Here is a 22740-nt window from a genome sequence, read left to right on the forward strand (position 1 = left end):
GATGTTTACTCCGCTTATCACTCATGATCTGGACGGTGCCGCGCTGGCGGCACCCGTCAATGCTGCGCGCTGCAACGGTGCCGCGTACAAAACGCGCACGATCGATGACCTTCGCATTAAGGACGATCGCCTGCGTGCCGCCATCGAGGGCACCGGGCACCTGCTGTTTGACGGCGGCATGGGCACCATGTTGCAGGCCGCCGGCATGAAGGCAGGCGCCCTGCCCGAACTGCTCAACTTTGAGGAACCCCGGGTCATCACCGATATCCAGCGTCAGTACGTCGAAGCTGGCTGTGACGTGATCACCGCCAACACCTTTGGCGCCAACGCCCACAAGCTCGACGGCGCCGCCACCGTGGCAGACGTCTTTGCCGCGGCAGTCACCTGCGCCCGCGAGGCCGGCGCCCGCTACGTCGCCGGCGACATCGGCCCCATCGGCGCCCTGCTGCGCCCCCTGGGCACCCTCAGCTTTGACGAGGCCTACGACCTCTTTGCCGAGGAGGTGCGCGCCGGCGTCGCTGCGGGCGTCGACCTCTTTATTATCGAGACCATGACCGACCTGGCCGAGATCAAGGCGGCCGTCCTCGCCTGCCGCGAGAACTCCGACCTGCCCGTCTTTGCCACTATGACCTTTGAGGAAGACGGCCGCACCTTCTTGGGCACGAGCCCCGAGGTCGCCGCCATCACCCTCGACGCCATCGGCGCCGACGTCCTGGGCATCAACTGCAGCCAGGGCCCGGCCGAGCTCCGAGGGCTCGCCGCGCGCATGCTCACCGTCACCGACAAGCCCGTTATGGTGCAGGCCAATGCGGGACTGCCCCGCGTGGACGATGACGGCAATACCGTCTTTGATATCCAGGCACCCGAGTACGCCGAGGCCGTCGCCGGCATGATCGAGGACGGCGTGAGCGTCGTGGGCGGTTGCTGCGGCACCACGCCGGCGCACATGGCGGCCTTGCGCACGCTTATCGACAACCACACGCCCAGCCCGCGCCACCGCAAGCCCAGCATGTCGGTCACGAGCGCCCAGACGGTCGTGGACCTCCCCTGCGACGGCCACAAGATCGCCGTCATCGGCGAGCGCATCAACCCCACCGGCAAAAAGCGCCTGCAGCAGGCCCTGCGCGACGGCGACCTGGACTACGTCGTGAGTCAGGGCATCAGCCAGCAGGAGCAGGGCGCCGACATCCTGGACGTCAACGTGGGCCTGCCCGAGATCGACGAGGTCAAGGTCATCCAGCAGGCCACCGAGCAGCTCCAGGGCTCCACGCTGCTGCCGCTGCAGATCGACTCCACCGACCCCGCAGCCGTCGAGGCCGCCGTGCGCCGCTACGCCGGCAAGCCCATCATCAACTCGGTCAATGGCAAACAACAGATCATGGATGAGATCTTTCCGCTGGTGGCCCACTACGGCACCAACGTCGTCGGCCTTACGCTCGACGAGGGCGGCATCCCCGATACCGCCGAGGCCCGCTTCGCCATCGCCGAGCGCATCGTGGCCGAGGCCGCCCATTACGGCATCGGCCCGGACCGCATCCTCATCGACTGCCTGGTCATGACCGCCTCGACCAACCAGCGCCAGGCTGAGCAGATTCTACGTGCCATGTCTCTGTGCAAGGAGCGCCTGGGCGTCAAGTGCGCACTCGGCGTATCGAACATCAGCTTTGGCCTGCCCGCGCGGCCGCTGCTGGGCTCGGTCTTTTTGGCCGCCGCCTTTGGTGCAGGTCTGGATGCCCCCATCATGAACCCGGGTTCCAAGCGCTTTATGGATACCGTCTACAGCTATCGCGTCCTGAGCGTTGAGGACGAGGGCTCGACCGGATACATCGAGCGCTACGCCGGCTGGACCGATCCGTACAAGATCGCCGCGAACCCGGCGGCGGCTCAGGCAGTATCGACCGACACTGTGCCCGCTGCTGGCACCGACGGCAACGACGACCCCATCCGCCACATGGTCGTCTCGGGCCGCAAGGGCGAAATCGCGGCCGAGACCGAGCGTCTGCTGGCAGATCACGACGCCATGGACCTCATCAACAACCACTTTATCCCCGCCCTCGACGAGGTTGGCGTCCTCTTTGACCAGGGCAAGTTCTTCTTGCCGCAGCTCATGGCCTCGGCCGAAGCCGCACGCGTGGGCTTCGACACCATCAAGCGCCTGATGCCCGCCGGCGAGATTGCCGACAAGGGTAAGATCTGCGTGGCCACCGTTAAAGGTGACATCCACGATATCGGTAAGAACATCGTTAAGATGCTGCTCGATAACTACGGCTATACCGTCTTTGATCTGGGTCGCGACGTCGATCCGCAGGAGGTGCTCAAGACCGTCAAGGAGCGCGACATTAAGCTCGTCGGCCTTTCGGCGCTTATGACCACCACGGTCGTCGCCATGGAGGAGACCATCAAGCTACTTCATGCCGAGGTCCCAGGCGTCAAGATCATCGTGGGCGGCGCCGTGCTCACCCCCGAATACGCCAAGCAGATCGGCGCGGACTACTACGCCAAGGACGCCGCCGAGAGCGCGCGCATCGCCGAAGAGGTCTTTGGGCAGTAACACAACGGAAACAACCGAGCACCAAAACGTGCCGCACGCGCCACTTGGCACGTGCGGCACGTTAGAATAGATAAGACTATGCTCGTTTTGGCAGATAGGAGCGCAAGGATGGCGATCACGCCCGCAGAAATCGCGGAAACCCGCGGCATGGTTGAGGAGCAGAACCTCGACATCAGAACCATTACCATGGGTGTTTCGCTCATGGGTTGCGGTGACGAGAACCTCGACCGCATGTGCACGAAGATCTACGACCACGTGACGCACACGGCTGAGCACTTGGTCGAGACCGCCGAGAACCTCGAGCGCGAGTACGGTATCCCCATCGTCAACAAGCGCGTTTCCGTCACCCCGGTGGCGCAGATTGCCGCGTGCTGCAAGGATGAGGACCTCACCCCCATCGCGCATGCCCTCGACCGTGCAGCCGAGACCCTCGGCATCGACTACCTGGGCGGCTTCTCCGCGCTCGTCCAGAAGGGAATCGGCGACGCCGACCGCCGCGTTATCCAGTCCATTCCGCAGGCGCTCGCCACCACGAGCCGCGTCTGCTCCAGCGTCAACGTCGCCAGCCTGCGCGCCGGCATCAACATGGACGCCGTGCTCATGGCCGCGCAGACCATCATCGATGCCGCCAAGCTCACGGCCGATCAGGATTCCGTCGGCGCTTCCAAGTTTGTCTGCTTTGCCAACATGGTCGAGGACTCCCCGTTTATGGCGGGCGCCGTCCACGGCGGTGGCGAGGCCGACGCCGTCATCAACGTAGGCGTTTCGGGGCCCGGCGTTATGGCCGCAGCCCTGGAGACGCTGCCCGATTCCGCATCGATGATGGAAGTCGCCGAGAAGATTAAGCAGACCGCCTTTAAGATCACCCGTGCCGGCGAGCTCATGAGCCGCGAGGCCGCCCATCGCCTGGGGGTCGAGAAGGGCATTGTCGACCTGTCGCTGGCTCCCACGCCCGCCATCGGCGACTCCGTCGCGCGCATCCTCGAGATCATCGGCGTGGGCACCTGCGGTGGCCCGGGCACGACCTGCGCGCTCGCCATGCTCAACGATGCCGTCAAGAAGGGCGGCGTCATGGCCAGTTCCAGCGTGGGCGGTCTCTCCGGCGCCTTTATCCCCGTGTCCGAGGACGCCGGCATGATCGCCGCCGTCGAGGCCGGCGCGCTTTCGCTCGAGAAGCTCGAGGCCATGACCTGCGTGTGCTCCGTCGGCCTGGACATGATCGCCATCCCCGGCGACACCCCGGTCGAGACCATCGCCGGCATCATCGCCGACGAGATGGCTATCGGCGTCATCAACAACAAAACCACGGCCGTCCGCGTGATTCCCGCCATCGGCAAGGGCGTGGGCGACTGCGTCGAGTACGGCGGCCTGTTTGGCCGTGCACCCATCATGCCGGTGAACCCCAACGCCGGCACCGTGCTTGCCCACCGTGGTGGACGCTTCCCGGCACCGCTGAACTCGCTGAAGAACTAGCTGAGGGGTTCGGGCGAGGAGCCCCGCCGCCGGGCGGCAGACATATAAGGTCGCCTGCTCGGACAGTCCTGCGCAAGACGGAGGCCACATTAAGTGGCCTCCTTTGCGTGCGAAACTCGCGATCGACCTTATATGTCTGCCGCCCGGCGGCGGGGCTCCCGCACAACGGGACCTCAGTTGGGTTCTATCCCGGTTGCAGTCGCTTCGCTCCTGCACCACTTGGCTGGTGCGGCGGTTTGGCGTTGGAACGGTTCTTTTTCTGATATATGCTTGTTGCGGCTCTTCTTTTGGGAGGGGCCGCTTTTTTGTTGCTAGGAGGTTGGCCCGTGGTTGATGGGGAGAATCGTTCTGAGCTGCTTTCCACAGATTGGAACCAGGAGTGGATGCAGATGCAGGCCGCTCGGCATCGGGCTGATGATTCTTTTGAATGGGATAAGCGGGCTCGGCATTTTCGGCCGTTGGAGACTGCCCCTTATGCTCGGGATTTTATAAAGCTGTTGGCGCTTGAGCCCGGCGAGTCGGTGCTTGATATGGGGTGTGGGGCTGGGTCGATTGCTATTCCGCTTGCTCAGGCTGGGCATTCCGTGATTGCTGCCGACTTCTCTCCTGCCATGTTGGGCACGCTTGATGCCGGCATTGAGTATTACGGGCTCGAAGATCTTATTACGCCGCTTGAGCTTGCTTGGGATGATGACTGGTATTTGGTTGGACCGATCGCAAAAGCGGTAGATGTTGCCTTTGCCAGTCGGTCGGTTACGACGACCAACCTAAAAGGCGCGCTTGCCAAGCTTGATCGTACGGCTCGTCGGCGTTGCGCTGTCACGATGGTCGCCAACTCCAGCCCGCGCTATGATCTGCACCTGATGAACGCCATCGGCGCCTCGGTTACCTGCAGTAATGGCTTTGTGTATGCTTTTAATATCCTCATTCAGATGGGTGCCCTGCCGCAGGTTACGTACTTTGAATCGCCCCGTCGCGACACCTTCGATAGCCTTGAGGCGGGCGTAGCAGATTTTTCCCGTATGCTCGAGCATGGCAACGAGGATAAGATCGACCGCCTGCGCGACTACATCGCTCAACACATGATTGAGAATCCCCGTGCCGGCGAGCCGGGCTCCAAGGGCGTGCCGCAGGGACGCTACATGCTCGACCACGTCCGCAAGGTCCGTTGGGCGTTTATTGCATGGGAGCCGGTCTCTGCGCCCAGCTCATAGCCTGTTCGCAGCCCGCACTGCCCACTCACTCGGCATCCGCATTCTTTTTGAACTGGGCAAACGCGCTCCACACCGCACCGTTCCTGCGCTATCGTGGGACAGCTCACGTAAATTAAGGCCCCGTCGCGGGGCGCCCCATACATAGAAAGCGAGAACCCATGGCACTGACAGGAGCACAGGTCAAGCAGCTTCGCAGCATGGCCCATCACCTCAACCCCGCCATCATCATCGGTAAGTCCGATGTCAACGAGGGCACCGTCGAGCAGACGGTCGCCTATCTGGAGAAGCACGAGCTCGTTAAGTGCTCCGTGCTCGATGGCTCCAGCCTTTCCGCCCGCGAGGCCGCCGAGGAGCTCGCCGAGCGTTGCCACGCCGAGGTCGTCCAGGTCATCGGCCGCAAGTTCTCACTGTATCGCGAGTCCTCGCGCAAGGACATCGAGAAGATCAAGCTCGTCTAAGAGCCAATGATCCGGCGATCCAACACATAGCAAGCTTACGGGTGCCCAAGTACTTCGGGCGCCCGTTTTTTTATCGCTCGACCAACACGCGATTGAGCCGCCCCTCCACCAAGCGCTCGTATAGACGCCGCGTCTCGGGCTCGGGCACGCCATTGACCTGCTCCCTCAGATGGTGCATATGTCCACTGTATAGCTCGACGATATCGCGCCGCCGCCCCGCCGCACTGTAGACACGCATGGCGCAGCGCACCATATCCTCACGCGCCGTTTCCTGTCGAAGCCCCGACTCCGCCAGCCAAATCGCCGACTGCAAATCGTTTTCTTCTAGAGCGGCATTTGCTCCCTTAATCATGCAATCGATGAACTTTGACTGCATAATGCGTCGCATACGCAAAAAGTAGGTGGGATTACAGCCATTGGGAACATACAGCGGTCCGGCATAAAGCTGCTCAATCTTAAGGCACAGCTCAACTAAATGGGGCCCGCGCGCACCCGTGCGATTTCCCAAAACCTCGCGGCTTATCTGGTCAAACAGCCGTACATCGGTCTTGACGTAGTCACTGTTGAGCCCAATGCATTCATTTTGGATGAGCACGCACGATTTGCCGTCCGGCGTCGGCCCCAAGGCCGAGCGCAGGCGTGATATCGTCGAGTACAAGTTGTTGCGGGCGCTATTGAACTCAGCATGGGGCCACAGTTCCATGGCCAGTGTCTCGCGGTCGACCAGCGCATCCATGCCCAGCGCAAGCCGTTCGGCGAGCGTTGCCGCTTTCTTGCGGCGCCACATCTTGTCCGTGATGGGAAACCCGTCGCGCTCGGCGCGAAACGCCCCAAACATGCGAATCTCGATATGTTCGATAGCATCGACGGCTTCAACCTCGCCAGCCTGAAACAGGCGCTCACCCTCCCCTTCCAGATCGTCACGCAGCGAGTACCGCGATAGCTCGCGCACGGGGAGTTTCTTACGAATTCTGGCCGCCGGCTCGCCCAGACAATGCATGGCAAGGCGTGCAAAGAGCCGATACGATGGCTCTAGAATCCCCGCGCGATTCATGGACATCCAGGCCGCAAGATCGCTATCTCGCCCCGCGCAAGCCAAATGCAGCGCCACCATCCATGCTTCTGCACCACCAACCTGCGTCTGGCTTATATCGAGCAGCTCCGCCTCCTCGCGCACCGAAACCATCGAGGTGTTACGCAGATACGCCGTACGCTCCAGCAGCAACGCATTGTCGCGCATGTATGCAATTGGCTCCTCAGCTAGTTTGAGCACCTGGACCGCGCGGAACTTCGCATTGACCGGCCGACCTTCTGCCAGCGATTGCCAGCCTTCTAGCAGCAGGCCAAACAGCTGAATCTGGTTGTCGCGCATGCGTACGGCAAAGCGATCGAGCTCGTTGAACGCCGCGTCGTCGGTTACCGGCAAGCCGGAAAGGAGCCGCCGTGCCGCCAGCACCATGCGCACCCAGATAGCCGGCGCCTTAAGTCCACGTACATCGAGCGCGTCCCGTATCAGCGCCATCTCGTCGTCGCGCTCGTCGATCCCCGCAAACGACCCATCGAAGAGCTCCACTAGCATGCTATCGGCCCGTATAAAAGTCCCCGCGATATCGAGCTCGCAGTCATATGCTTTGCGCGTTTTGAGCTGCTGCAGAGCACCACCGTCGTCTCCCCGCTCAGCCAACCAGTGCTTGGCCCCGATATGTGCAAAGAGCATGTCGAGTGCCGTGTGTTCCGTCTCGATTTCCGGCACAGCAAGGTTCATGGGAAGCCCAAGCCCGTTGTCCCCATAGCAAACTGCCGTAAGGACCTGGGCGACCTTCCACGAAACGGGATCTATTTCACAGGCTGCCCGATCGCCCGCATGCTCAATGAGCGATGCCATGCAGCGGGCGAGCTTTGTGTTGGACACGCTGACCGCCGCCAAATATACGCCGAGTGCCTCGGCAGGCGTTGGCTCTGGAGCGTGATCTTCGGCATCGATCGTACTCAACGCCGCCCGGCAGACATCGGCACCGTGCCCCGTCAGAGCAAGATCGACCCCATACTGCCCGGCAAGTTCAAGGACCACGCTACGGTCCAGAAAGGCGTCGGCCAGGTCCATCGCCGCATCACATCGGCCTGCCTTGAGCAAAATTCGAGCCGCCCGCGGAACTAGCTCGGGACGGATCTCGGCCACCAACTTTCGCAGGCGAAGCCGTCCGTTATCCTCGGCGCCCAGGCACGTAAAGCTCCGGTCGGCCGGATCTAAACCAAAGATCGGGTAATCGCGTACAAGGTAGGACTGGTCGATCATCGACAGCCTCACTCCACAAGCCTCGAGTTCTGCAATATTGCCCTCGCCCATCAAAACCATGAGACATGCCACGCAAAACAGCGCATTATTGTCGAGCGAAGCAAGATCGACAAGTGCCGCACCATACACGTTGACAATCTCGCTTTCGAGCAGACCGGCAACATCGCCCTGGCCGTACAGACCCGTCTGCAAAGCCGAAACAAGCTCGGGCACACCCTGTGTGAGCTGGTAAAAGTCAAGCGATGTGCTAATCGAAAACGCCGATGCCCACGCCGAATACTCATAGGCATGCACCTTGAGCATTTGCGCATTGATCTTAACCGAGTCACCCAGCCCATGAATCAGCTGACGATTTGAAGGACGGCAGGAAATAAAGACCCCTACCCCCATAGCGCGCAGGCCGCGAATCCTGTCAATGAGGTCTTCGGTATCGTGCTGATCGAGATTTGGCACATTATCAATCGCGACAAGGGAATGCGGCTTGTCTTTGAGCTCTTCGGTTACCACCTCGAGCTGCATAAACACCTCGCGCCCAATGGCTCGATCCGCCTCGATAATCCGCACGGGGCCTCGCGTCGGGTCACTTTTTACCTCTTGGGTGTACTGCAGCAGCACCGAGGTTTTCCCAAAGCCATCAGGCGCGTAGAGAACCACGATGCCGGCCTTTCGGCCCTTGGCGATAAGCTCATTTAGCAGACGCTCACGTCGCACCATATAGCCTCCGCCCAGCGGCATCAGTTCGAGGTCGTCTATACTATCCAAATCGTTTACCATACCTGCTCCTCTACTCGACCGTATGGACACCGTAACCGCAAGACTATACAAGCCGCACCATGAATAGAGCGGTTTTGTGTTTTAGGTTGTCTTTCGGTACGCAAGCGGCAAGTTTTTGTACAGCGAGGGCCGATTGTTATTAATCCCCCGACTAATCGGTCTTTAAGCAGGTAAATGAGCTTGTCAGCTTGTCCCATCTAAGCGGCAGTGTAACGCAGATGAACAAGGTTCAGCTATGTCATTCAACTCGCCTAGCACCCGCTACCGTCTACGACCTTTTAGTGGCATTTTTGCATAGAATCTGGTATGAAATGAATCAAACTGTTGGACATCCGGCATTCGTCAAGCTTGCGGCAAGATTTTGGTCAAGCGGGCGGAAAGGGATAGCAAAAAGGCCCCCGCAAAGCGGAGGCCTTAGGCAAGGCTATGTCGAGGTGCAGGATTCGCGCTACTCGCAGAGCGAAAGGGCGGCCTCGTCGGCAACGACAACGCAGTTGGTGTGCAGCTGCAGGATCGAAGCCGGGCACGCGGGCGTAACCGGACCGTAGCACATGTCATGCACGGCCTGAGCCTTGGCCTCGCCGTTGGCGACGACCAGGATCATGCGGGCATACATGATGGTCTGGGTACCCATGGTGTAGGCCTGACGGGGAACGTCGTCGATGCTGTCGAACAGGCGGCTGTTGGCCTGAATGGTGCTCTCGGTGAGGTCGACGCAGTGCGTGCCCTTGGAAAAGTGGTCATCGGGCTCGTTGAAGCCGATGTGGCCGTTGTTGCCAATGCCGAGCAGCTGCAGATCCGGGTAACCGGCGGCGGCGACGATCTTGTCGTACTCAGAGCAGACAGCGGCGGCGTCGGGGTTGGAACCGTCGGGCACATGCGTGTTGTTCAGGTCGATGTTGATGTGATCGAAGAAGTTCTCACGCATAAAGTAGTGATAGCTCTGGGGATCGTCGTGCGAAAGGCCGCGATACTCGTCCAGGTTGTAGGTGCTGACCTCGGCAAAGTCGACGTCGCCCTTCTCGTACCAAGCAGCGAGCTGCTTGTAGGCACCGATCGGGGTGGAGCCGGTGGCAAGGCCCAGCACGCAATCGGGCTTGAGGATAACCTGCGCCGAGATGATATTGGCGGCCTTGCGGCTCATATCCTCGTAGTCTTTAGCTTTAATGATCTTCATTACGCGTCCTTTCTCGTACAAGAGAGGCAAGGCTCCCCTTACAAGCACTTGCCCGCGGCCCGCGTCGGCCGCAACCAACGTGTGCGGCCACCAGGGCGAGGTCGCGTAATGTATGTGTCTCGTGTCTAGCCGCGTCGAGGCCCCTGCCCGTCCACGGTGACCCGAAGCCTTTTAGCTTCGGACAAATCCCATCTTGCCACGGAGGGCGTCCTCTTTCAAGGGCGCCCTCCGTAAACGTGTTTGAATTGTAGGCTAATGGCCACGTGCACTTGCTATCGCTCGCGAGCAACGATGAGCTGGTCCATCTCTTCGACATGCACGCCAACGGAGCCCTTGATACTCGAGAACTCAACGGAGTTGCACACCAAGATGGGAACCGTCACATCGTAGCCCTCGGCAGCAATTGCCTCGCGATCGAACTCAATGAGTACATCGCCCTTATGGACGATGTCACCCACTTGCGCATGTACGGTAAAGTGCTTGCCCTCGAGCTGAACAGTGTCCAAGCCAACGTGGATGAGCACGTCCAAGCCATCGACCGTGTTGAGCGCAGCGGCGTGTCCCGTGGGAAAAATGGCCTCGACCTTGGCGTCTGCCGGCGCAATCACGCGCGTACCCGTAGGCTGAATCGCCACGCCCTGGCCCAAAAGGCCGGTGGCAAATGTCTGGTCATTGACCTCGGACAACGGAATGACGTCGCCCGAGATGGGAGCATCCAGCGTAAGGACTCGACCACGCATACCAAAAGACCTTAGGACTTTAGTGAACATGATCCCCCTCGGACATACCAATCAACCAAAATAGCTTTAACAGTTTACCACTTGGCACCCGTTTTTGACCATTAGGGAAGTTCGCGCTTGACAACCTCGACGATGTCGTCGACAACACGCTGGGTCAGCTCGTGCGTCTCCGCCTCGGCCATAACGCGAACCAGCGGCTCAGTACCGCTCGGGCGCACCAGAATGCGGCCGCGGCCGTCAAGCTCCTTCTCGGCGGCAGCGACGGCGTCCCAAATGGGCTGGCAATCGTCCAGGCCGGCCTTGTTGTCCGAATGCACGTTGACGAGCACCTGCGGGTACTTCTTCATGATGCCGGCAAGGTCGGTAAGGGTGCGGCCGGTGCGCTTGAGCACGGCCAGCAGCTGCAGAGCCGTCACCAGACCGTCGCCGGTGGTGTTGTGCTCCAGGAAGATGATGTGGCCGGACTGCTCGCCACCGATAACAGCACCGTCCTCGAGCATGCGCTCAAGAACATAGCGGTCGCCCACGGCGGTCTGGACCATCTCAAAGCCCTGCTCCTTCATTGCGATGGAGAAGCCCAGGTTGCACATGACGGTCGAGACGATCTCGGAGTTGGCGAGCTTGCCGCGAGCAGCAAGGTCGGAGCCGCAGATAGCCAGGATGTAGTCGCCATCAATCTCGTTGCCCTCGCTGTCCACGAACAGCACGCGATCGGCGTCGCCGTCGTGGGCAAGGCCGATATCGGCGTGGGTGCGCAGCACGAGCTCGCGCAGGGGCTCAAGGTGCGTGGAGCCACACTCAACGTTAATGTCAGTGCCGCAGTAATCGGTGTTGATGGCATGGACCGTGGCGCCCAGGCGCTGCAGCGCGGCGGGCGTGGTCTGGCAGGAAGCACCGTGACCGCAGTCGACGGCAACAACCAGGCCGTCGAGCTTAAGGCCGTCGAGCGTGCTGATGGCATGATCGACATATGCCTTGCGGGCGTACTTCATCTTGATGATGTGACCCACACCGGCGCCGGTCGGCAGCGTGTCGGCAGCCATGGCCTCCTCGGACATGACCCAGGCGCTGATCTCTTCCTCAACCGCGTCGGGAAGCTTCATGCCCTTGCGGCTAAAGAACTTGATGCCGTTGAACTCCGGCGGATTATGCGAAGCAGAAATGACGATGCCGCCATCGAGCTCGTTTTGGACGGTGAGCAGCGCCACGGCCGGCGTAGGGATAACGCCGCAGCAGTGCGGACGGCCGCCCTCGGCCATGATGCCGGCGGTCAGCGCGCTCTCGAGCATGGTGCCCGAAAGACGCGTGTCGCGGCCGATGCAGATATCCGGGCCGAGGAACTTGGTCGCCGCGCGGCCCAGGCGAAACGCGAGGTCGCACGAGAGGTCGGCGTTGGCGACGCCACGGACGCCATCGGTACCGAAGATGTTCTGGGGCATAGGATCGCTCCTTCCCAAGTGGGCAAAACGCAGTCGCCCACCCTAGTCGAAAAAGAAAAGCGGGACCCGCCGAGCAATCGGCAGGCCCCGCTTGTACATTGTATCTCGAAAGGAGATAAAACCTTAGCGCTTGGAGAACTGTGGAGCGCGGCGGGCCTTCTTGAGGCCGTACTTCTTGCGCTCGACCACGCGAGCATCGCGCGTAAGGAAACCGGCCTTCTTGAGGTCAGCACGGTAGTCGCCAGCGTTCAGAAGAGCGCGAGCGATGCCCAGGCGCAGAGCGCCAGACTGACCGGAGATGCCGCCGCCATCGCACAGAGCGATAACATCGAACTGACCGGCGGTGTCGGTCACCTTGAAGGGAGCAAGGGCGTTCTCAACGAGCTGATGACGGCCGAAATACTGCTCGGCGTCACGCTTGTTGATGGTCACCTTGCCGGTGCCGGGGACGAGACGGACGCGGGCGACGGCGTTCTTACGACGGCCGGTACCCTGGTAGACAACGGTGTTCTCAGCCATCTTTAAGCCTCCAGCTCAATCTTCGTGGGGTTCTGGGCAGCATGCGGATGCTCGGCACCAGCGTAGACCTTAAGCTTGGTCATCTGGGCACGGCCGAGGGTGGTCTTGGGCAGCATACCGCGAACGGCGCGCTCGATGACCTTCTCCGGGTGCTTCTCCATAGCCTGGCGGAAGCTCTCAGCCTTGAGGCCGCCGTTGTAGCCGCTGTGGCGATAATAGGTCTTCGTGTCGGCCTTGTTACCGGTAAGCTGGACCTTATCGGCGTTGATGACGACAACGAAGTCGCCGCAGTCGCTGTTGGGCGTGAACTGGGGCTTGTTCTTACCGCGCAGGATCATTGCGATCTGGGTGGCAAGACGGCCCAGGACAGCACCATCGGCGTCGACGAGAACCCAGTTGCGCTGGACCTCGCCCTGCTTGGCGTAGTGAGTCGATTTCGAAATCACTTAGACTCCTCCATGTACAGTACGTGTTGTTACAGAGATTCACGGGGCTCTGCAAGTAACCCGTCCATATTACCCCGCTCGCCGTACGAGTCAACAGGTATTTTGGCTCCGACCAGAGTTTCTGCACATGTCATCCACGAGCTGTGATTTTCCAGCTCTTGAGCTGTTGTCATTTTTTTGAGGGTTCGCCGTCGTTAGCGTTCAACGAACTCTTGGATTTCCGCGAGCAGGCGCTTTGCCTCCTGGCGGCCCTGAATATACAGGTCGAGGAGCTTTGCCGGATCGTGTTCGACATGGCCGACCTCGACCGGCTTTTGCGGAGCAACGACCAGCGCGCGGCCCTCGCGCTCATACTTCCACAGGTGCATGCGCTGGAGGTTATAGCGGTCGTGGCGCGTCTCGATAGCCTCGAGCAGATAGGGGTAGTCGGCGTAGCGGGCGCGCGCGGCCGGCAAAAACTCGTAGGGCTTTTTCTCATACGAGCGGTCCTGCGTGACAATGACAACCGCGCGATCGAAGCCCGCCTCCTCCAGCACGTGCTCGATGGGGACCGAATCGGCCACGCCGCCGTCGACGTATTTGTGCCCGTCGATCTCAACCGGCGGCGTCACCAGCGGCAGCGACGTCGAGGCGCGCACGGCGTCGAGGTCAAGTACGGCGCTTTTGACCGGCAGGTACGCGGCGGTTCCAAAGAGCATGTCCGTCGCGACGGCGTACATCTCGATGGGGCTCGCGTCGAACGTCTCGCTGTCAAAGGGATCCAGGCGGTCCTGGACATCGTTGAAGATAAAGTCGTAACCCACAATGGAGCCCGTGGACGCAAACGATGCGGCGCCCATGAAGCGGCTGTCGCTGCAGAAAGCCAGGTTGATGCGGTTGGCACGGCCGATCTGGTGTGACTTGTAGTTCACGCCGTTGAGGGCGCCGGCCGATACGCCATATACCGCCGGAATCTCGACGCCGGCCTCCATAAGAACGTCGAGCACGCCTGCGGTAAATTGCCCGCGGAAGCTGCCGCCCTCCAAGACGAGCGCGACCTTGCCGGCGTTCTTTGCCTTATCTTCTGCAGTCATATTGACCTCCTGCGATTGCGTTTTGGCTTTCTTCTACCCAGTTTTGGGATGGCGAGCGCGCAGGTTTTGGAGCAGAGTTCGATTCTCCGCGGTACGGGGGGATCCGTTGACGCTGGGCGAGGCCAGCTGAGATTCGATCAACATCGCATCCGTTTTGAGTCGGAAGTTTGCGCGGAGAATCCGCGTATTTGCTTCGCAAATCCGCACCGGCTTCGGTCGGCTGCCGCCGCCCTCGCCCGCGGGCTAAAAACGCTTACGCGTTTTCTTTACGCCCGCGCCCTGCGCAGAGTTCGATTCTCCGCGGTGCGGACTAGAAATAAAAAGGCAGGTAGATACGAATATCTACCTGCCTGTTGCTTATGGTGGAGGCGCGGAGAATCGAACTCCGGTCCACGAAAGCCCCCTGATTGGCATCTCCAAGCTCAGTCGCTGGTTTAGTCTCGGACGCTTTGCGCGCAGCGACACGCTCGCGGCATCCCAACCGGTTCGGTCTTAGCCCGCGCCATACCGATTACGTGCGCGGGAGCATTCCCCTAAAATGACGTCGCGCCGGTGTCGGGGAAATCACCGGGTTGACGCGCCGCTATAAACTAAGCAGCGAGAGCCATAGGCTCAAAAGAAGAGTTGTTGTCAATTCAATTTGACGGTACCCCTGTTTAACGAGGCGAGGAGACCTCGGCTTGCTTCCTCTCTCAGGGCTATCGTGTCGAAACCAGTCGCCCCCGAATGTTGGGAAAGTCTGGATGGTATCGGGTCTGCAAACACCCGATAACCGTCGACTTTTCAAGGAACACGCGGGGTGAACCCCGCTCGTGGATAGCTATCTTACCACGTTCTAAAGGTAGACAGCTGTTCTATGCACGAGCTGTGAAGACCCCAATGTGCGCTGCACTTCACACTTTTGCTACCGATCGCATCACGTATATTTTCGCCAAGCAAAATTGACCCGTCGAAAGGACCGTTATGGATACCAAGCAGCAACTCGTCAATGCCCTCGCAGGCCTGGGCTCAACCATTACCGAAGCTATGGATGTCATCGAAGGCTTTGTTCCCTGCGGACATCCCGCCCTCACGGTATCGAACGCACTCGTCGCGCTGGACGCTGACGATGATGCAGCTCTCGCCCAGCAGCTTGAGACCGTCGAGGGCTTTATCGACCACGTGAGCGAAAACCGCGGCGTGACCGCCTACCACGGCGTCGAGGTCGAGCTCGCGGGTCCCAAAGCCGATCTGCTCGCAGCAATCCGCGAGGTAGGCGCCCTTATGCAGACCGCAGGCGTCAAGAACACCCAAGTCAACGAGTGGGTCTACCGCAGTCTGGCAGCACTCGACAGTTCCGACGAAAAGGCAGCCGAGCAGCTCGCAGAAAGTCCCGCCATTAAGGCAGCGCTTTTGTAATTAAAGGATGCGTGGCCTTCTGAGCGCCGACGTTCCGAAGGCCACGCAGACAGCCAGGCGCTATCGGGACACCCGCCCACCACGCTCGGCCAAAGCAAGAATCGGCATCATTTGACGAGGTGTCTTTGCTGCAAGATCGGCATGTTCGAGCAGCTTACGATCGTTGGTCACCAAGTAATCAACCTGGGCGCGTTTGCATGCGGCGAGTACCAAGTTGTCCTCGTAATCGCGATGGAGCGTCAGATATTTGTCTGCTAGCCACAGATCGGATGCATCAGCGCCCACGGCCATAGCGTTTTCGGTCATATTCCGAACAAACGCCAACGTCGCATCGCCAATTGCACGGGCAGACGCCTCGTCGAGCACTCCCCCGCTGGCAAGAACGCTACGCTTCAGCTCGTGTTGGACAACGTACAGCACGTCCTTGACGATATTCACCGGAAAGAACAGCAACGCCCCCGTCTCCGTCGCCTGCCCAATAAACGCACGCGCGGCAAGCGACTCGGCATGGTCGACGCAAAACGAATCGACCCATACGTTGGCGTCCACCATTATTTTGAGGGGAGCCCCACTCACTGGATCATCCCCTTTTGGCGATAATGCTCATCCATGGCTTCGGAATAGATTGTGTCCCAACCGCGATCGTCGGATACGGGCGACACAGCGATGCCCAAGTCCGCGTAAAGCTGATCAGCCGCCGCCCAGGATGCGGCAAACGGAGAATCCAGCGCGGCACCCCGCTGCCGGTCGTTAACGGCCTCAAGGATTTCCTCACACGAACCGCCGCCCTGCGCAACCTTGGCCACAACCTTTTTGATGAGCTCGGGCAGCGACCCACCCGAGAGCCGCAGTGCTTCCTCGGCACGAGCCTTGACCTGGCGATCAACGCGAACATTCACTTGCGCCATGCCGCTAATAGCACCCACGCCATTCACGCTCCTTCAATTTGCTAGCCATGCTAGCACCACTATATAGAGAAGCTAGCAGATGGTCAAACGCAAAAGGCCCGCACACGGATGGCGGCAATGCCATCCGGGCGCGGGCCAGATAACGTGGGCGAACACGCCTGCTAACGCAGGTAAGCCTTTGCGTTGTTGAGGCTGTAGGCGATCGTTGAGCCGTTGTGCAGCAGCGACGACGCCTGCGGGGTAATCGCGCCGGTAATGCCGAGCGCCAAAAGCGCCGAGTTGGTGAGCATCACCTTAGAATAGGAACTCGTCAGACGATCAATGAGGCCCTGGCTCATGCGGCGCAGGCGCACGATCGCGGCAAGATCCGTATCGGTCAGGATGATATCGGCGACCTCCTTGGCAATATCACTTCCGCCACCCATGGCCAGGCCCACGTCGGCCAAACCAAGCGCCGGCGAATCGTTGACGCCGTCGCCCACCATGGCAACATGGCGCCCCTCGCTCTTAATGCGCTCCACATAGGCGTACTTGTCCTCGGGCAGCAGCTCGGCCTTAAACTCGTCAACGCCCGCTTCGCGCGCAATGCGCTCGGCAGTGCGCTCCGAATCGCCCGTGAGCATAACGACATGCTTGACGCCCAGCGCATGCAGGTCGGCGATGGCCTCACGGACCCCGGGCTTAAGCGGATCCTCGATGCCGAGCACGCCGACGACCGTGCCGTCGACCGTCAGATACAGCGGCGACAGGCCCTGCATCTGAGACTCGATGCGCTCCTTGATGTCGGATTCGAGCTGTGCGCCCTCGTCCTCAAATACAAAGTGCGCGGAACCGATGATGGCACGACGTCCTTCGATGGACGAAGCGATGCCGTGCGCCACGATGTACTCGACGGCAGCATGGCGTTCACGATGCTCGAGCCCGCGCTCACGTGCCGCATTGACCACGGCGCGCGCCACCGGATGCGGGAAATGCTCCTCCAAGCAAGCGGAAAGGCGCAGGACCTCGTCATCGCTCCAGCCATCGGTGGTGAGCACGCAGGCAAGACGCGGCTGCGCCTCGGTGAGCGTGCCGGTCTTATCAAACACAATGGTGTCGGCCTTGGCAAACGACTCAAAGTACTTCGCGCCCTTGACCATGACGCCCATCTTGGCAGCATCGCTCATGGCAGTCATGACGGCGACGGAACCCGTGAGCTTGAGTGCGCACGAGTAGTCGACCATCAGCGCCGCCGAGGTCTTGATAAGGCTGCGGGTGGTAAGCGCAACCAGGCCCGCGAGCAGGAAGTTCCACGGGACGATCTTGTTGGCGAGGTCTTCCATGTGCGACTGGCCCTCGGACTTGAGCGAGTCGGCCGTCTGCACGAGTGAGACAATCGAGCGCAGCTTGGTCTGTGCCGTGTTGGCGCGCACGCGCACCAGGATACTGCCGTCCTCCACGACGGTGCCGGCGAACACGTCGTCGCCCACGCTGCGCTCGACGGCAAGCGGCTCGCCGGTCAGGGTCGCCTGGTTGACCATGGCGCTCCCCTGCTCGACAACACCGTCGATGCAAATGGACATGCCAGTGCGCACGGCTACCAGATCGCCGGGCTCAAGCTCGGTCGCGGCAACACTTACCTCGGTGTCGCCGACGACCTTTTGCGCCTTGTCGGGCACATCGAGCAGCGAGTTGATGAGCTCGTTTTCGCTCATGGCGCGGGTGTAGTCCTCGAGCAGCTCGCCCACGTTGAGCAGGAACATCGTCTGGCCCGCGGTATCGACATCGCGTTTGACAAACGAGATGCCGATGGCCGAAGCGTCGAGCACGGGAACGGTCAGGCGCGGCTGCGCGAGCTCATGGAGGGCGGCGCGCAAAAAGGTCATGTAACCGGCCACGACAAACACCGCACGCAGCGGCGTAGGCAGAAACCAGCGGCGCGCGTAATGGGCACCGACGAGTGTCGCCAGGTCCATAATGAGTTTGTGCTTGCGCGGCTCGAGTTGCATCACGTAGCCCGACTTGGCATCGGCGATAGCTTGAGCATCGAGTGCGCCCAAGGTGTCGAGCACGCTCTCGCGGCGCGGCTCGTCGTACTCCAGCGCCATCTGGCCAATGCGGCCATAAACGCGCACCTTGCGCACGCCGTCGATGTCGCCGCTGAGCTTTAAAAGCGCATCGAGATCGCTCTCTGGCACAGGACCCGCCAACTGGAGGCGGGTCCTGCCGGGGATCTCGCTGATAATCGAGAATCTCATAGTTTGTGCCTGGGAGCGCTACTCGGCTGCGTTGTCCGCGGCGGCCTCGCTCTGGGTGATGTAAGCAGCCTCGGCAACCATGTCATCGACATTGGCCTTGGCCTGCTCGACCATGTCCTGGTAGCCGTTCTTGATGCGCATGCCGCACGCGATACCCTGCACGCAGGCGTTCTTTACCGGAGCGCTGGTGAGCAGCTTGATGCCAGCCGTACCGAGCAGAAAACCGCCACCAACAAGCAGGGTGTTGAACGTGGACTTCTTCATGATGTCTCTCCCTTTTGCCGCATTGGACGCGGCACGGTGCCTCAGCACCCGAGTAAACAAGTTTGCTCGAGCACACTTTTGGAAAATAGTTTAGTTTATCTAACTATTAAGTTCAACAAAGGTTAACTTTTTGGAAACTATGGGGGCGAACTCAATATGACCAGGGGACCGTCCCTTTGTCATATTCCTACAGCTGCCAGGCAGCCGCTTCCTTTTGCAGTGCGACCATACGGGCAAATTCTCCACCTGCCGCCTTGAGCTGAGCCGAAGCACCCTGCTCGGCAACCACACCATCCTTGAGCACAACGATTTTGTCGGCATTTTCCACCGTACGCATACGGTGGGCAATAACGATAACCGTCTTACCTGCAAGCAGACGGGAGAGTGCCTGCTGTACCACGGTCTCATTCTCCACATCCAAGCTTGCCGTCGCCTCGTCCAACAGCACGATGGGCGCGTCTTTGAGCAGCGCACGGGCGATAGAGATGCGCTGGCGCTCACCGCCGGACAGCTTGGAGCCGTTCTCGCCGATCATGGTGTCGTAGCCCTGCGGCATGCGGCTCACAAACTCGTCGCAGTTGGCGGCACGCGCGGCCGCAAGCACTTCCTCATCGGTGGCATCACGACGCCCGAGGCGGATGTTTCCCATCACCGTGTCGTCAAAGAGCAGCACGTCTTGGAACACAATGGCGTAGTCGCGCAGCAGCACCTCGGGATCAACGCCCGCAACATCCACGCCACCCACGGTGACCGTGCCTTCGGTGGCATCCCAAAAGCGCGCGGCCAGGCGGCTCACCGTAGACTTACCGGAACCCGAAGGACCGACCAGCGCCGTAACTTCGCCTTCCTTGGCGGTAAAGCTCACATCGGTAAGAACTTTCTCGCCGGCACGGCCGTCCTCGCCCGCACCATAGCCAAATGCCACGTGATCGAACACCACATCGTGGCCCACGGGCTCAAATTTCTCGCTGCCCCGCGCCACAGGCTCTTCCATGATGGAACGCATGCGCTTGGCAGACGACTCGGCGGCAAACAGCTCGGACACTAACATTAACGCCTGGTCAAAGGGTGCATAGATACGGCTCACCATGAGCAGGAAGGCAAACATCACCAAAAAATCGACCTGCCCGGAGGCGACCATCGCGGCGCCCGTGACCAGCGTGGTGGCAATGCCCAGACGCAGGATGGCAAAGGCGGAGTTGACCAAAAGCCCGTTAGCGAGCTCGCCCTTGGTGGTCTCGAGCTCCTCGGCATCGATCACGGCGTTGAGTCCCTCAAGATAATGGGCCTCCTGATTGGTGGCACGGATCTCGCGAACGCAGTCGAGCGTCTCTTGAATTGCCTCGGTAACCTTGACCTTCTCGGCGCGCACGCGATCGAACACCGGAGCCATAGGGCCGCGTGTTAGATACAGCACGGCGAAGGCCACGGGAACGCTCCAAAACGCCGCAATCGCCAGTTGCCAGCAAAAGAACAGCGACGCCACGAACACAATGGCACTTGCGATGATGGCACCCCAAAGCTCTCCCAGCACGTGGCTGTAGGCGTGCTCCATGGCCTGGACGTCACCCATGATGGTCTCGGTTAAATCGGCCAGATCACGACGACCAAAAAACGACAGCGGCAGTTTGCGCAAGCGCTCGGCAATTTCCATGCGCTGCTTGCCGCACTCCTCGTAAAAGATGCAGTAGGTGTAGTAATACTGCTGCCAGTTAGAGGCAAAGAGCAGCACGAAAAAGACCAGGAGGCCGCCCACGATCGGCAGGGCATCCGGCAGGTCAGCCCCGCTGGCGAGATGCTCGACAAAGCCGGCCATGACCAGGAATAAAAAGCCCATGCCGGCCATGGTAATGAGATTAGTGAGCGTGGTCCAGAAAATGCCACGTTTTACGCCGGCGACACCTTTATCGGATAGGAAATACTTCTTTTGGAATGAGGCGAACATTTAGGCCTCGCCTCCCTTCGTGACGGCGGCATCCGCGGTCGCTGCAGTGATTTTCCAGCTCGCAGCCTGTTCGTATTCGGCCCACATCTTGGCATACAGACCCTCTTGGGACAGCAACTCGGCATGGGTACCCGACTCCTGCACGCTGCCCTGGTTGAGCACCACGATTTGGTCTGCGCCCACTACAGTCGAGAGTCGGTGCGCGATCATAATGACCGTGCGGCCCGCCGCCAGCTTGCTAAAGGCGCGCTGGATGAGCGCCTCGTTCTCGGGGTCGGCAAACGCCGTGGCCTCATCGAGCACCACGATAGGCGCGTCTTTAAGGATCGCGCGGGCTAATGCCACGCGCTGGACCTCGCCACCCGAAAGATATGCCCCGCCGGCGCCGAGCATGGTATTGATGCCCTGTGGGAGCTTGGCCACAATGTCGTCGCACTGAGCTGCGGAGAGGGCCGCACGCACTTCGTCGTCAGTGGCCGAAGGCTTGGAGGCACGCACGTTATCGGCAAGTGTTTGCCGGAACAGCTGGTTGGTCTGGAACACGAAGGCGACCTGGTCCATAAGCTCGTGCGGATCCATATCGCGAACGTCCACACCGCCTACGAGCACTCGACCCGAGGAGACATCCCAAAAACGCGGGATCAGGCTTGCGCAGGTTGACTTACCGCCACCCGAGGGACCCACCAGGGCGAGGGTGCTACCAGCGGGAACGCTGAAACTCACATGGTTGACGGCAGGTGCTTCGGCGCCCTCGTACGTAAAGCTCACGTCCTCAAATCGCACGTCGCCGCCGGCAGGGTGCTTGGGTTGCGCGGGCACGGAGAGCTGCTTGGAATCCATGACGCTTCGAATACGAGCCAGCGAATCGGCACTCATCTGAGAGGCCTCGCCCACAAACATGAGCTTGGTCATGGCCGTCGGTACCACGGCCGAAAATATCGCGTAAAACGTGAAGTTGGCCAAAAAGTGTGCAAAATCCGTCTCGCCCGGAGCCAGCAACAACGCCACCGGCAAAAAGAATGCCACGAGGCCGTTGAGCGCGGTAAGATTGAGTACCTGCGGACCTCGGCAGAACGTGCCCGCATAGTTTTGTGCCATGTCGGCGTATTCGGCGATCGCATCGTGGAAGGCCTTAAAGGAGTAGACCGTCTGCTGAAACACCTTGACCACGGGAATACCGCGTACGTATTCGGTGCCGGTCTTGTTCATCTTGACCAGCGCTCCCATGTAGGCCTTCATGAACTCGGCGCCTTTGCCGCCCATCATGGTGGCCATGGCACCAAGCGAAATGGCCACCGAGATGAGGCATGCCGTGCCCAAGCGCCAATCGAGGGCGAATAGCAACACGAGCAAGCCCACGACCATGGCGGTGGCGCCGGCGATATCGGGCAACATGTGTGCGAGCAAAGTCTCGGTAGAGGCGGCGCATCCGTCTACAATACGGCGCAGCTCACCGGTGGCGTGCGTGTCAAAGAAGCCAAGCGGCAGCTTAAGCAGGTGCTCGCTCGTAGTCTTGCGGATATTGGACGCGCAGCGAAACGCAGACAGGTGCGTGCACATGAGCCCCACGAAATAAACTACGATGCTTGCCAGCGCAAAACCCACGGCCCACCAGCCATACATCGCGATGTCGCAGGCTTCGCTCCAGTTAGGTGCCACGGCGATCAGATCGCGCGCGACAAGCCAAATGCACACGTACGGGCCAAAGCTCAGCAGCTGCGAGAGCGCCGAGAGCGCCATGCCCAAATACGTTAGGAATTTGCGGTCACCGGCATATGCAAGCAGCTCGCCGATACCGCCGCCTTCCCTTTTTGATCCCTTTGCCATG

18 protein-coding genes and 1 other RNA gene are annotated in these 22740 nt (G+C 60.5%); 5 read left to right on the top strand and 14 right to left on the bottom strand.

Going from position 1 to position 22740, the window contains the following annotated elements:
* Position 1: 1 nt before the first annotated feature.
* The 4 genes from LK493_RS02245 (at position 2) to LK493_RS02260 (ending at position 5696) form a co-directional block, all read left to right on the top strand.
* Positions 2-2551, top strand: a complete 2550-nt coding sequence (locus tag LK493_RS02245; RefSeq protein ID WP_227789974.1) for a homocysteine S-methyltransferase family protein — start codon at positions 2-4, stop codon at positions 2549-2551.
* A 108-nt stretch (positions 2552-2659) separates the two neighbouring features.
* Positions 2660-4024, top strand: a complete 1365-nt coding sequence (locus tag LK493_RS02250) for a PFL family protein (protein ID WP_035136908.1) — start codon at positions 2660-2662, stop codon at positions 4022-4024.
* 389 nt (positions 4025-4413) lie between these two features.
* Positions 4414-5238: a methyltransferase domain-containing protein gene (locus LK493_RS02255; protein ID WP_227790057.1), complete on the top strand. Its 825-nt coding sequence runs from the start codon at positions 4414-4416 to the stop codon at positions 5236-5238.
* Between the two features lie 158 nt (positions 5239-5396).
* Positions 5397-5696 carry a YhbY family RNA-binding protein gene (locus LK493_RS02260; RefSeq protein ID WP_006234690.1) on the top strand — a complete coding sequence of 100 codons (300 nt, stop codon included), beginning with the start codon at positions 5397-5399 and terminating at the stop codon, positions 5694-5696.
* Between the two features lie 70 nt (positions 5697-5766).
* Here LK493_RS02260 and LK493_RS02265 read toward each other — a convergent pair whose 3' ends face one another.
* From LK493_RS02265 to ssrA, 8 genes are all read right to left on the bottom strand, one after another.
* Positions 5767-8766 carry an AfsR/SARP family transcriptional regulator gene (locus tag LK493_RS02265; protein ID WP_227789975.1) on the bottom strand — a complete coding sequence of 1000 codons (3000 nt, stop codon included), beginning with the start codon at positions 8764-8766 and terminating at the stop codon, positions 5767-5769.
* A gap of 448 nt (positions 8767-9214) precedes the next feature.
* Positions 9215-9943, bottom strand: coding sequence for a glucosamine-6-phosphate deaminase (gene nagB / locus LK493_RS02270; RefSeq protein WP_227789976.1), 729 nt, complete (start codon positions 9941-9943; stop codon positions 9215-9217).
* Between the two features lie 272 nt (positions 9944-10215).
* Positions 10216-10683 (bottom strand): PTS sugar transporter subunit IIA, encoded by a 468-nt coding sequence (locus LK493_RS02275; RefSeq protein WP_321573261.1) that lies wholly within the window; start codon positions 10681-10683, stop codon positions 10216-10218.
* 101 nt (positions 10684-10784) lie between these two features.
* Entirely contained in the window at positions 10785-12122 is a 1338-nt protein-coding gene (gene glmM, locus LK493_RS02280) for a phosphoglucosamine mutase (RefSeq protein ID WP_227789978.1), read from the bottom strand.
* A gap of 123 nt (positions 12123-12245) precedes the next feature.
* Complete coding sequence (gene rpsI / locus LK493_RS02285) at positions 12246-12641, bottom strand: 30S ribosomal protein S9 (protein WP_022094634.1); 396 nt, start codon at positions 12639-12641, stop codon at positions 12246-12248.
* 2 nt (positions 12642-12643) lie between these two features.
* Entirely contained in the window at positions 12644-13087 is a 444-nt protein-coding gene (rplM, locus tag LK493_RS02290) for a 50S ribosomal protein L13 (RefSeq protein ID WP_022094635.1), read from the bottom strand.
* 194 nt (positions 13088-13281) lie between these two features.
* Positions 13282-14160, bottom strand: a complete 879-nt coding sequence (locus LK493_RS02295; protein ID WP_227789979.1) for a patatin-like phospholipase family protein — start codon at positions 14158-14160, stop codon at positions 13282-13284.
* Positions 14161-14520: 360 nt separating this feature from the next.
* Positions 14521-14884, bottom strand: a transfer-messenger RNA (tmRNA) gene (gene ssrA / locus LK493_RS02300).
* 239 nt (positions 14885-15123) lie between these two features.
* Here ssrA and LK493_RS02305 point away from each other — a divergent pair.
* Complete coding sequence (locus tag LK493_RS02305; RefSeq protein ID WP_227789980.1) at positions 15124-15558, top strand: hypothetical protein; 435 nt, start codon at positions 15124-15126, stop codon at positions 15556-15558.
* A gap of 60 nt (positions 15559-15618) precedes the next feature.
* Here the strand turns inward: LK493_RS02305 and LK493_RS02310 are convergent, their stop codons facing one another.
* From LK493_RS02310 to LK493_RS02335, 6 genes are all read right to left on the bottom strand, one after another.
* The gene (locus LK493_RS02310; RefSeq protein WP_227789981.1) at positions 15619-16134 is read right to left on the bottom strand and encodes a type II toxin-antitoxin system VapC family toxin; all 516 of its coding nucleotides are present in this window, start codon (positions 16132-16134) and stop codon (positions 15619-15621) included.
* Positions 16131-16484, bottom strand: coding sequence for a hypothetical protein (locus LK493_RS02315; protein ID WP_227789982.1), 354 nt, complete (start codon positions 16482-16484; stop codon positions 16131-16133). The genes LK493_RS02310 and LK493_RS02315 overlap by 4 nt, the downstream gene beginning before the upstream one ends.
* Before the next feature lie 143 nt (positions 16485-16627).
* Positions 16628-18643: a heavy metal translocating P-type ATPase gene (locus tag LK493_RS02320; protein WP_227789983.1), complete on the bottom strand. Its 2016-nt coding sequence runs from the start codon at positions 18641-18643 to the stop codon at positions 16628-16630.
* Positions 18644-18721: 78 nt separating this feature from the next.
* A complete protein-coding gene (locus tag LK493_RS02325) occupies positions 18722-18967 on the bottom strand; it encodes a DUF6110 family protein (protein WP_035136895.1) in 246 nt (81 codons plus the stop codon).
* A 187-nt stretch (positions 18968-19154) separates the two neighbouring features.
* On the bottom strand, positions 19155-20912 hold the full coding sequence (locus LK493_RS02330; RefSeq protein ID WP_227789984.1) for an ABC transporter ATP-binding protein: 1758 nt from the start codon (positions 20910-20912) through the stop codon (positions 19155-19157).
* Complete coding sequence (locus tag LK493_RS02335) at positions 20913-22739, bottom strand: ABC transporter ATP-binding protein (protein ID WP_227789985.1); 1827 nt, start codon at positions 22737-22739, stop codon at positions 20913-20915.
* Position 22740: the final 1 nt, after the last annotated feature.

Source organism: Collinsella aerofaciens, from assembly GCF_020709435.1.
In the GTDB taxonomy this organism is placed as follows: Bacteria; Actinomycetota; Coriobacteriia; order Coriobacteriales; family Coriobacteriaceae; genus Collinsella; species Collinsella aerofaciens_AU.

Excerpts from the sequence above, each read along its gene's own strand:
- LK493_RS02275 (WP_321573261.1), bottom strand. The coding sequence starts at position 10,683 with ATGCGTGGTCGAGTCCTTACGCTGGATGCTCCCATCTCGGGCGACGTC.
- LK493_RS02265 (WP_227789975.1), bottom strand. The coding sequence starts at position 8,766 with ATGGTAAACGATTTGGATAGTATAGACGACCTCGAACTGATGCCGCTG.
- LK493_RS02250 (WP_035136908.1), top strand. The coding sequence starts at position 2,660 with ATGGCGATCACGCCCGCAGAAATCGCGGAAACCCGCGGCATGGTTGAG.
- LK493_RS02295 (WP_227789979.1), bottom strand. The coding sequence starts at position 14,160 with ATGACTGCAGAAGATAAGGCAAAGAACGCCGGCAAGGTCGCGCTCGTC.
- LK493_RS02330 (WP_227789984.1), bottom strand. The coding sequence starts at position 20,912 with ATGTTCGCCTCATTCCAAAAGAAGTATTTCCTATCCGATAAAGGTGTC.
- nagB (WP_227789976.1), bottom strand. The coding sequence starts at position 9,943 with ATGAAGATCATTAAAGCTAAAGACTACGAGGATATGAGCCGCAAGGCC.
- LK493_RS02335 (WP_227789985.1), bottom strand. The coding sequence starts at position 22,739 with ATGGCAAAGGGATCAAAAAGGGAAGGCGGCGGTATCGGCGAGCTGCTT.
- rpsI (WP_022094634.1), bottom strand. The coding sequence starts at position 12,641 with ATGGCTGAGAACACCGTTGTCTACCAGGGTACCGGCCGTCGTAAGAAC.
- LK493_RS02260 (WP_006234690.1), top strand. The coding sequence starts at position 5,397 with ATGGCACTGACAGGAGCACAGGTCAAGCAGCTTCGCAGCATGGCCCAT.
- LK493_RS02255 (WP_227790057.1), top strand. The coding sequence starts at position 4,414 with ATGCAGGCCGCTCGGCATCGGGCTGATGATTCTTTTGAATGGGATAAG.
- LK493_RS02305 (WP_227789980.1), top strand. The coding sequence starts at position 15,124 with ATGGATACCAAGCAGCAACTCGTCAATGCCCTCGCAGGCCTGGGCTCA.
- LK493_RS02325 (WP_035136895.1), bottom strand. The coding sequence starts at position 18,967 with ATGAAGAAGTCCACGTTCAACACCCTGCTTGTTGGTGGCGGTTTTCTG.
- glmM (WP_227789978.1), bottom strand. The coding sequence starts at position 12,122 with ATGCCCCAGAACATCTTCGGTACCGATGGCGTCCGTGGCGTCGCCAAC.
- LK493_RS02245 (WP_227789974.1), top strand. The coding sequence starts at position 2 with ATGTTTACTCCGCTTATCACTCATGATCTGGACGGTGCCGCGCTGGCG.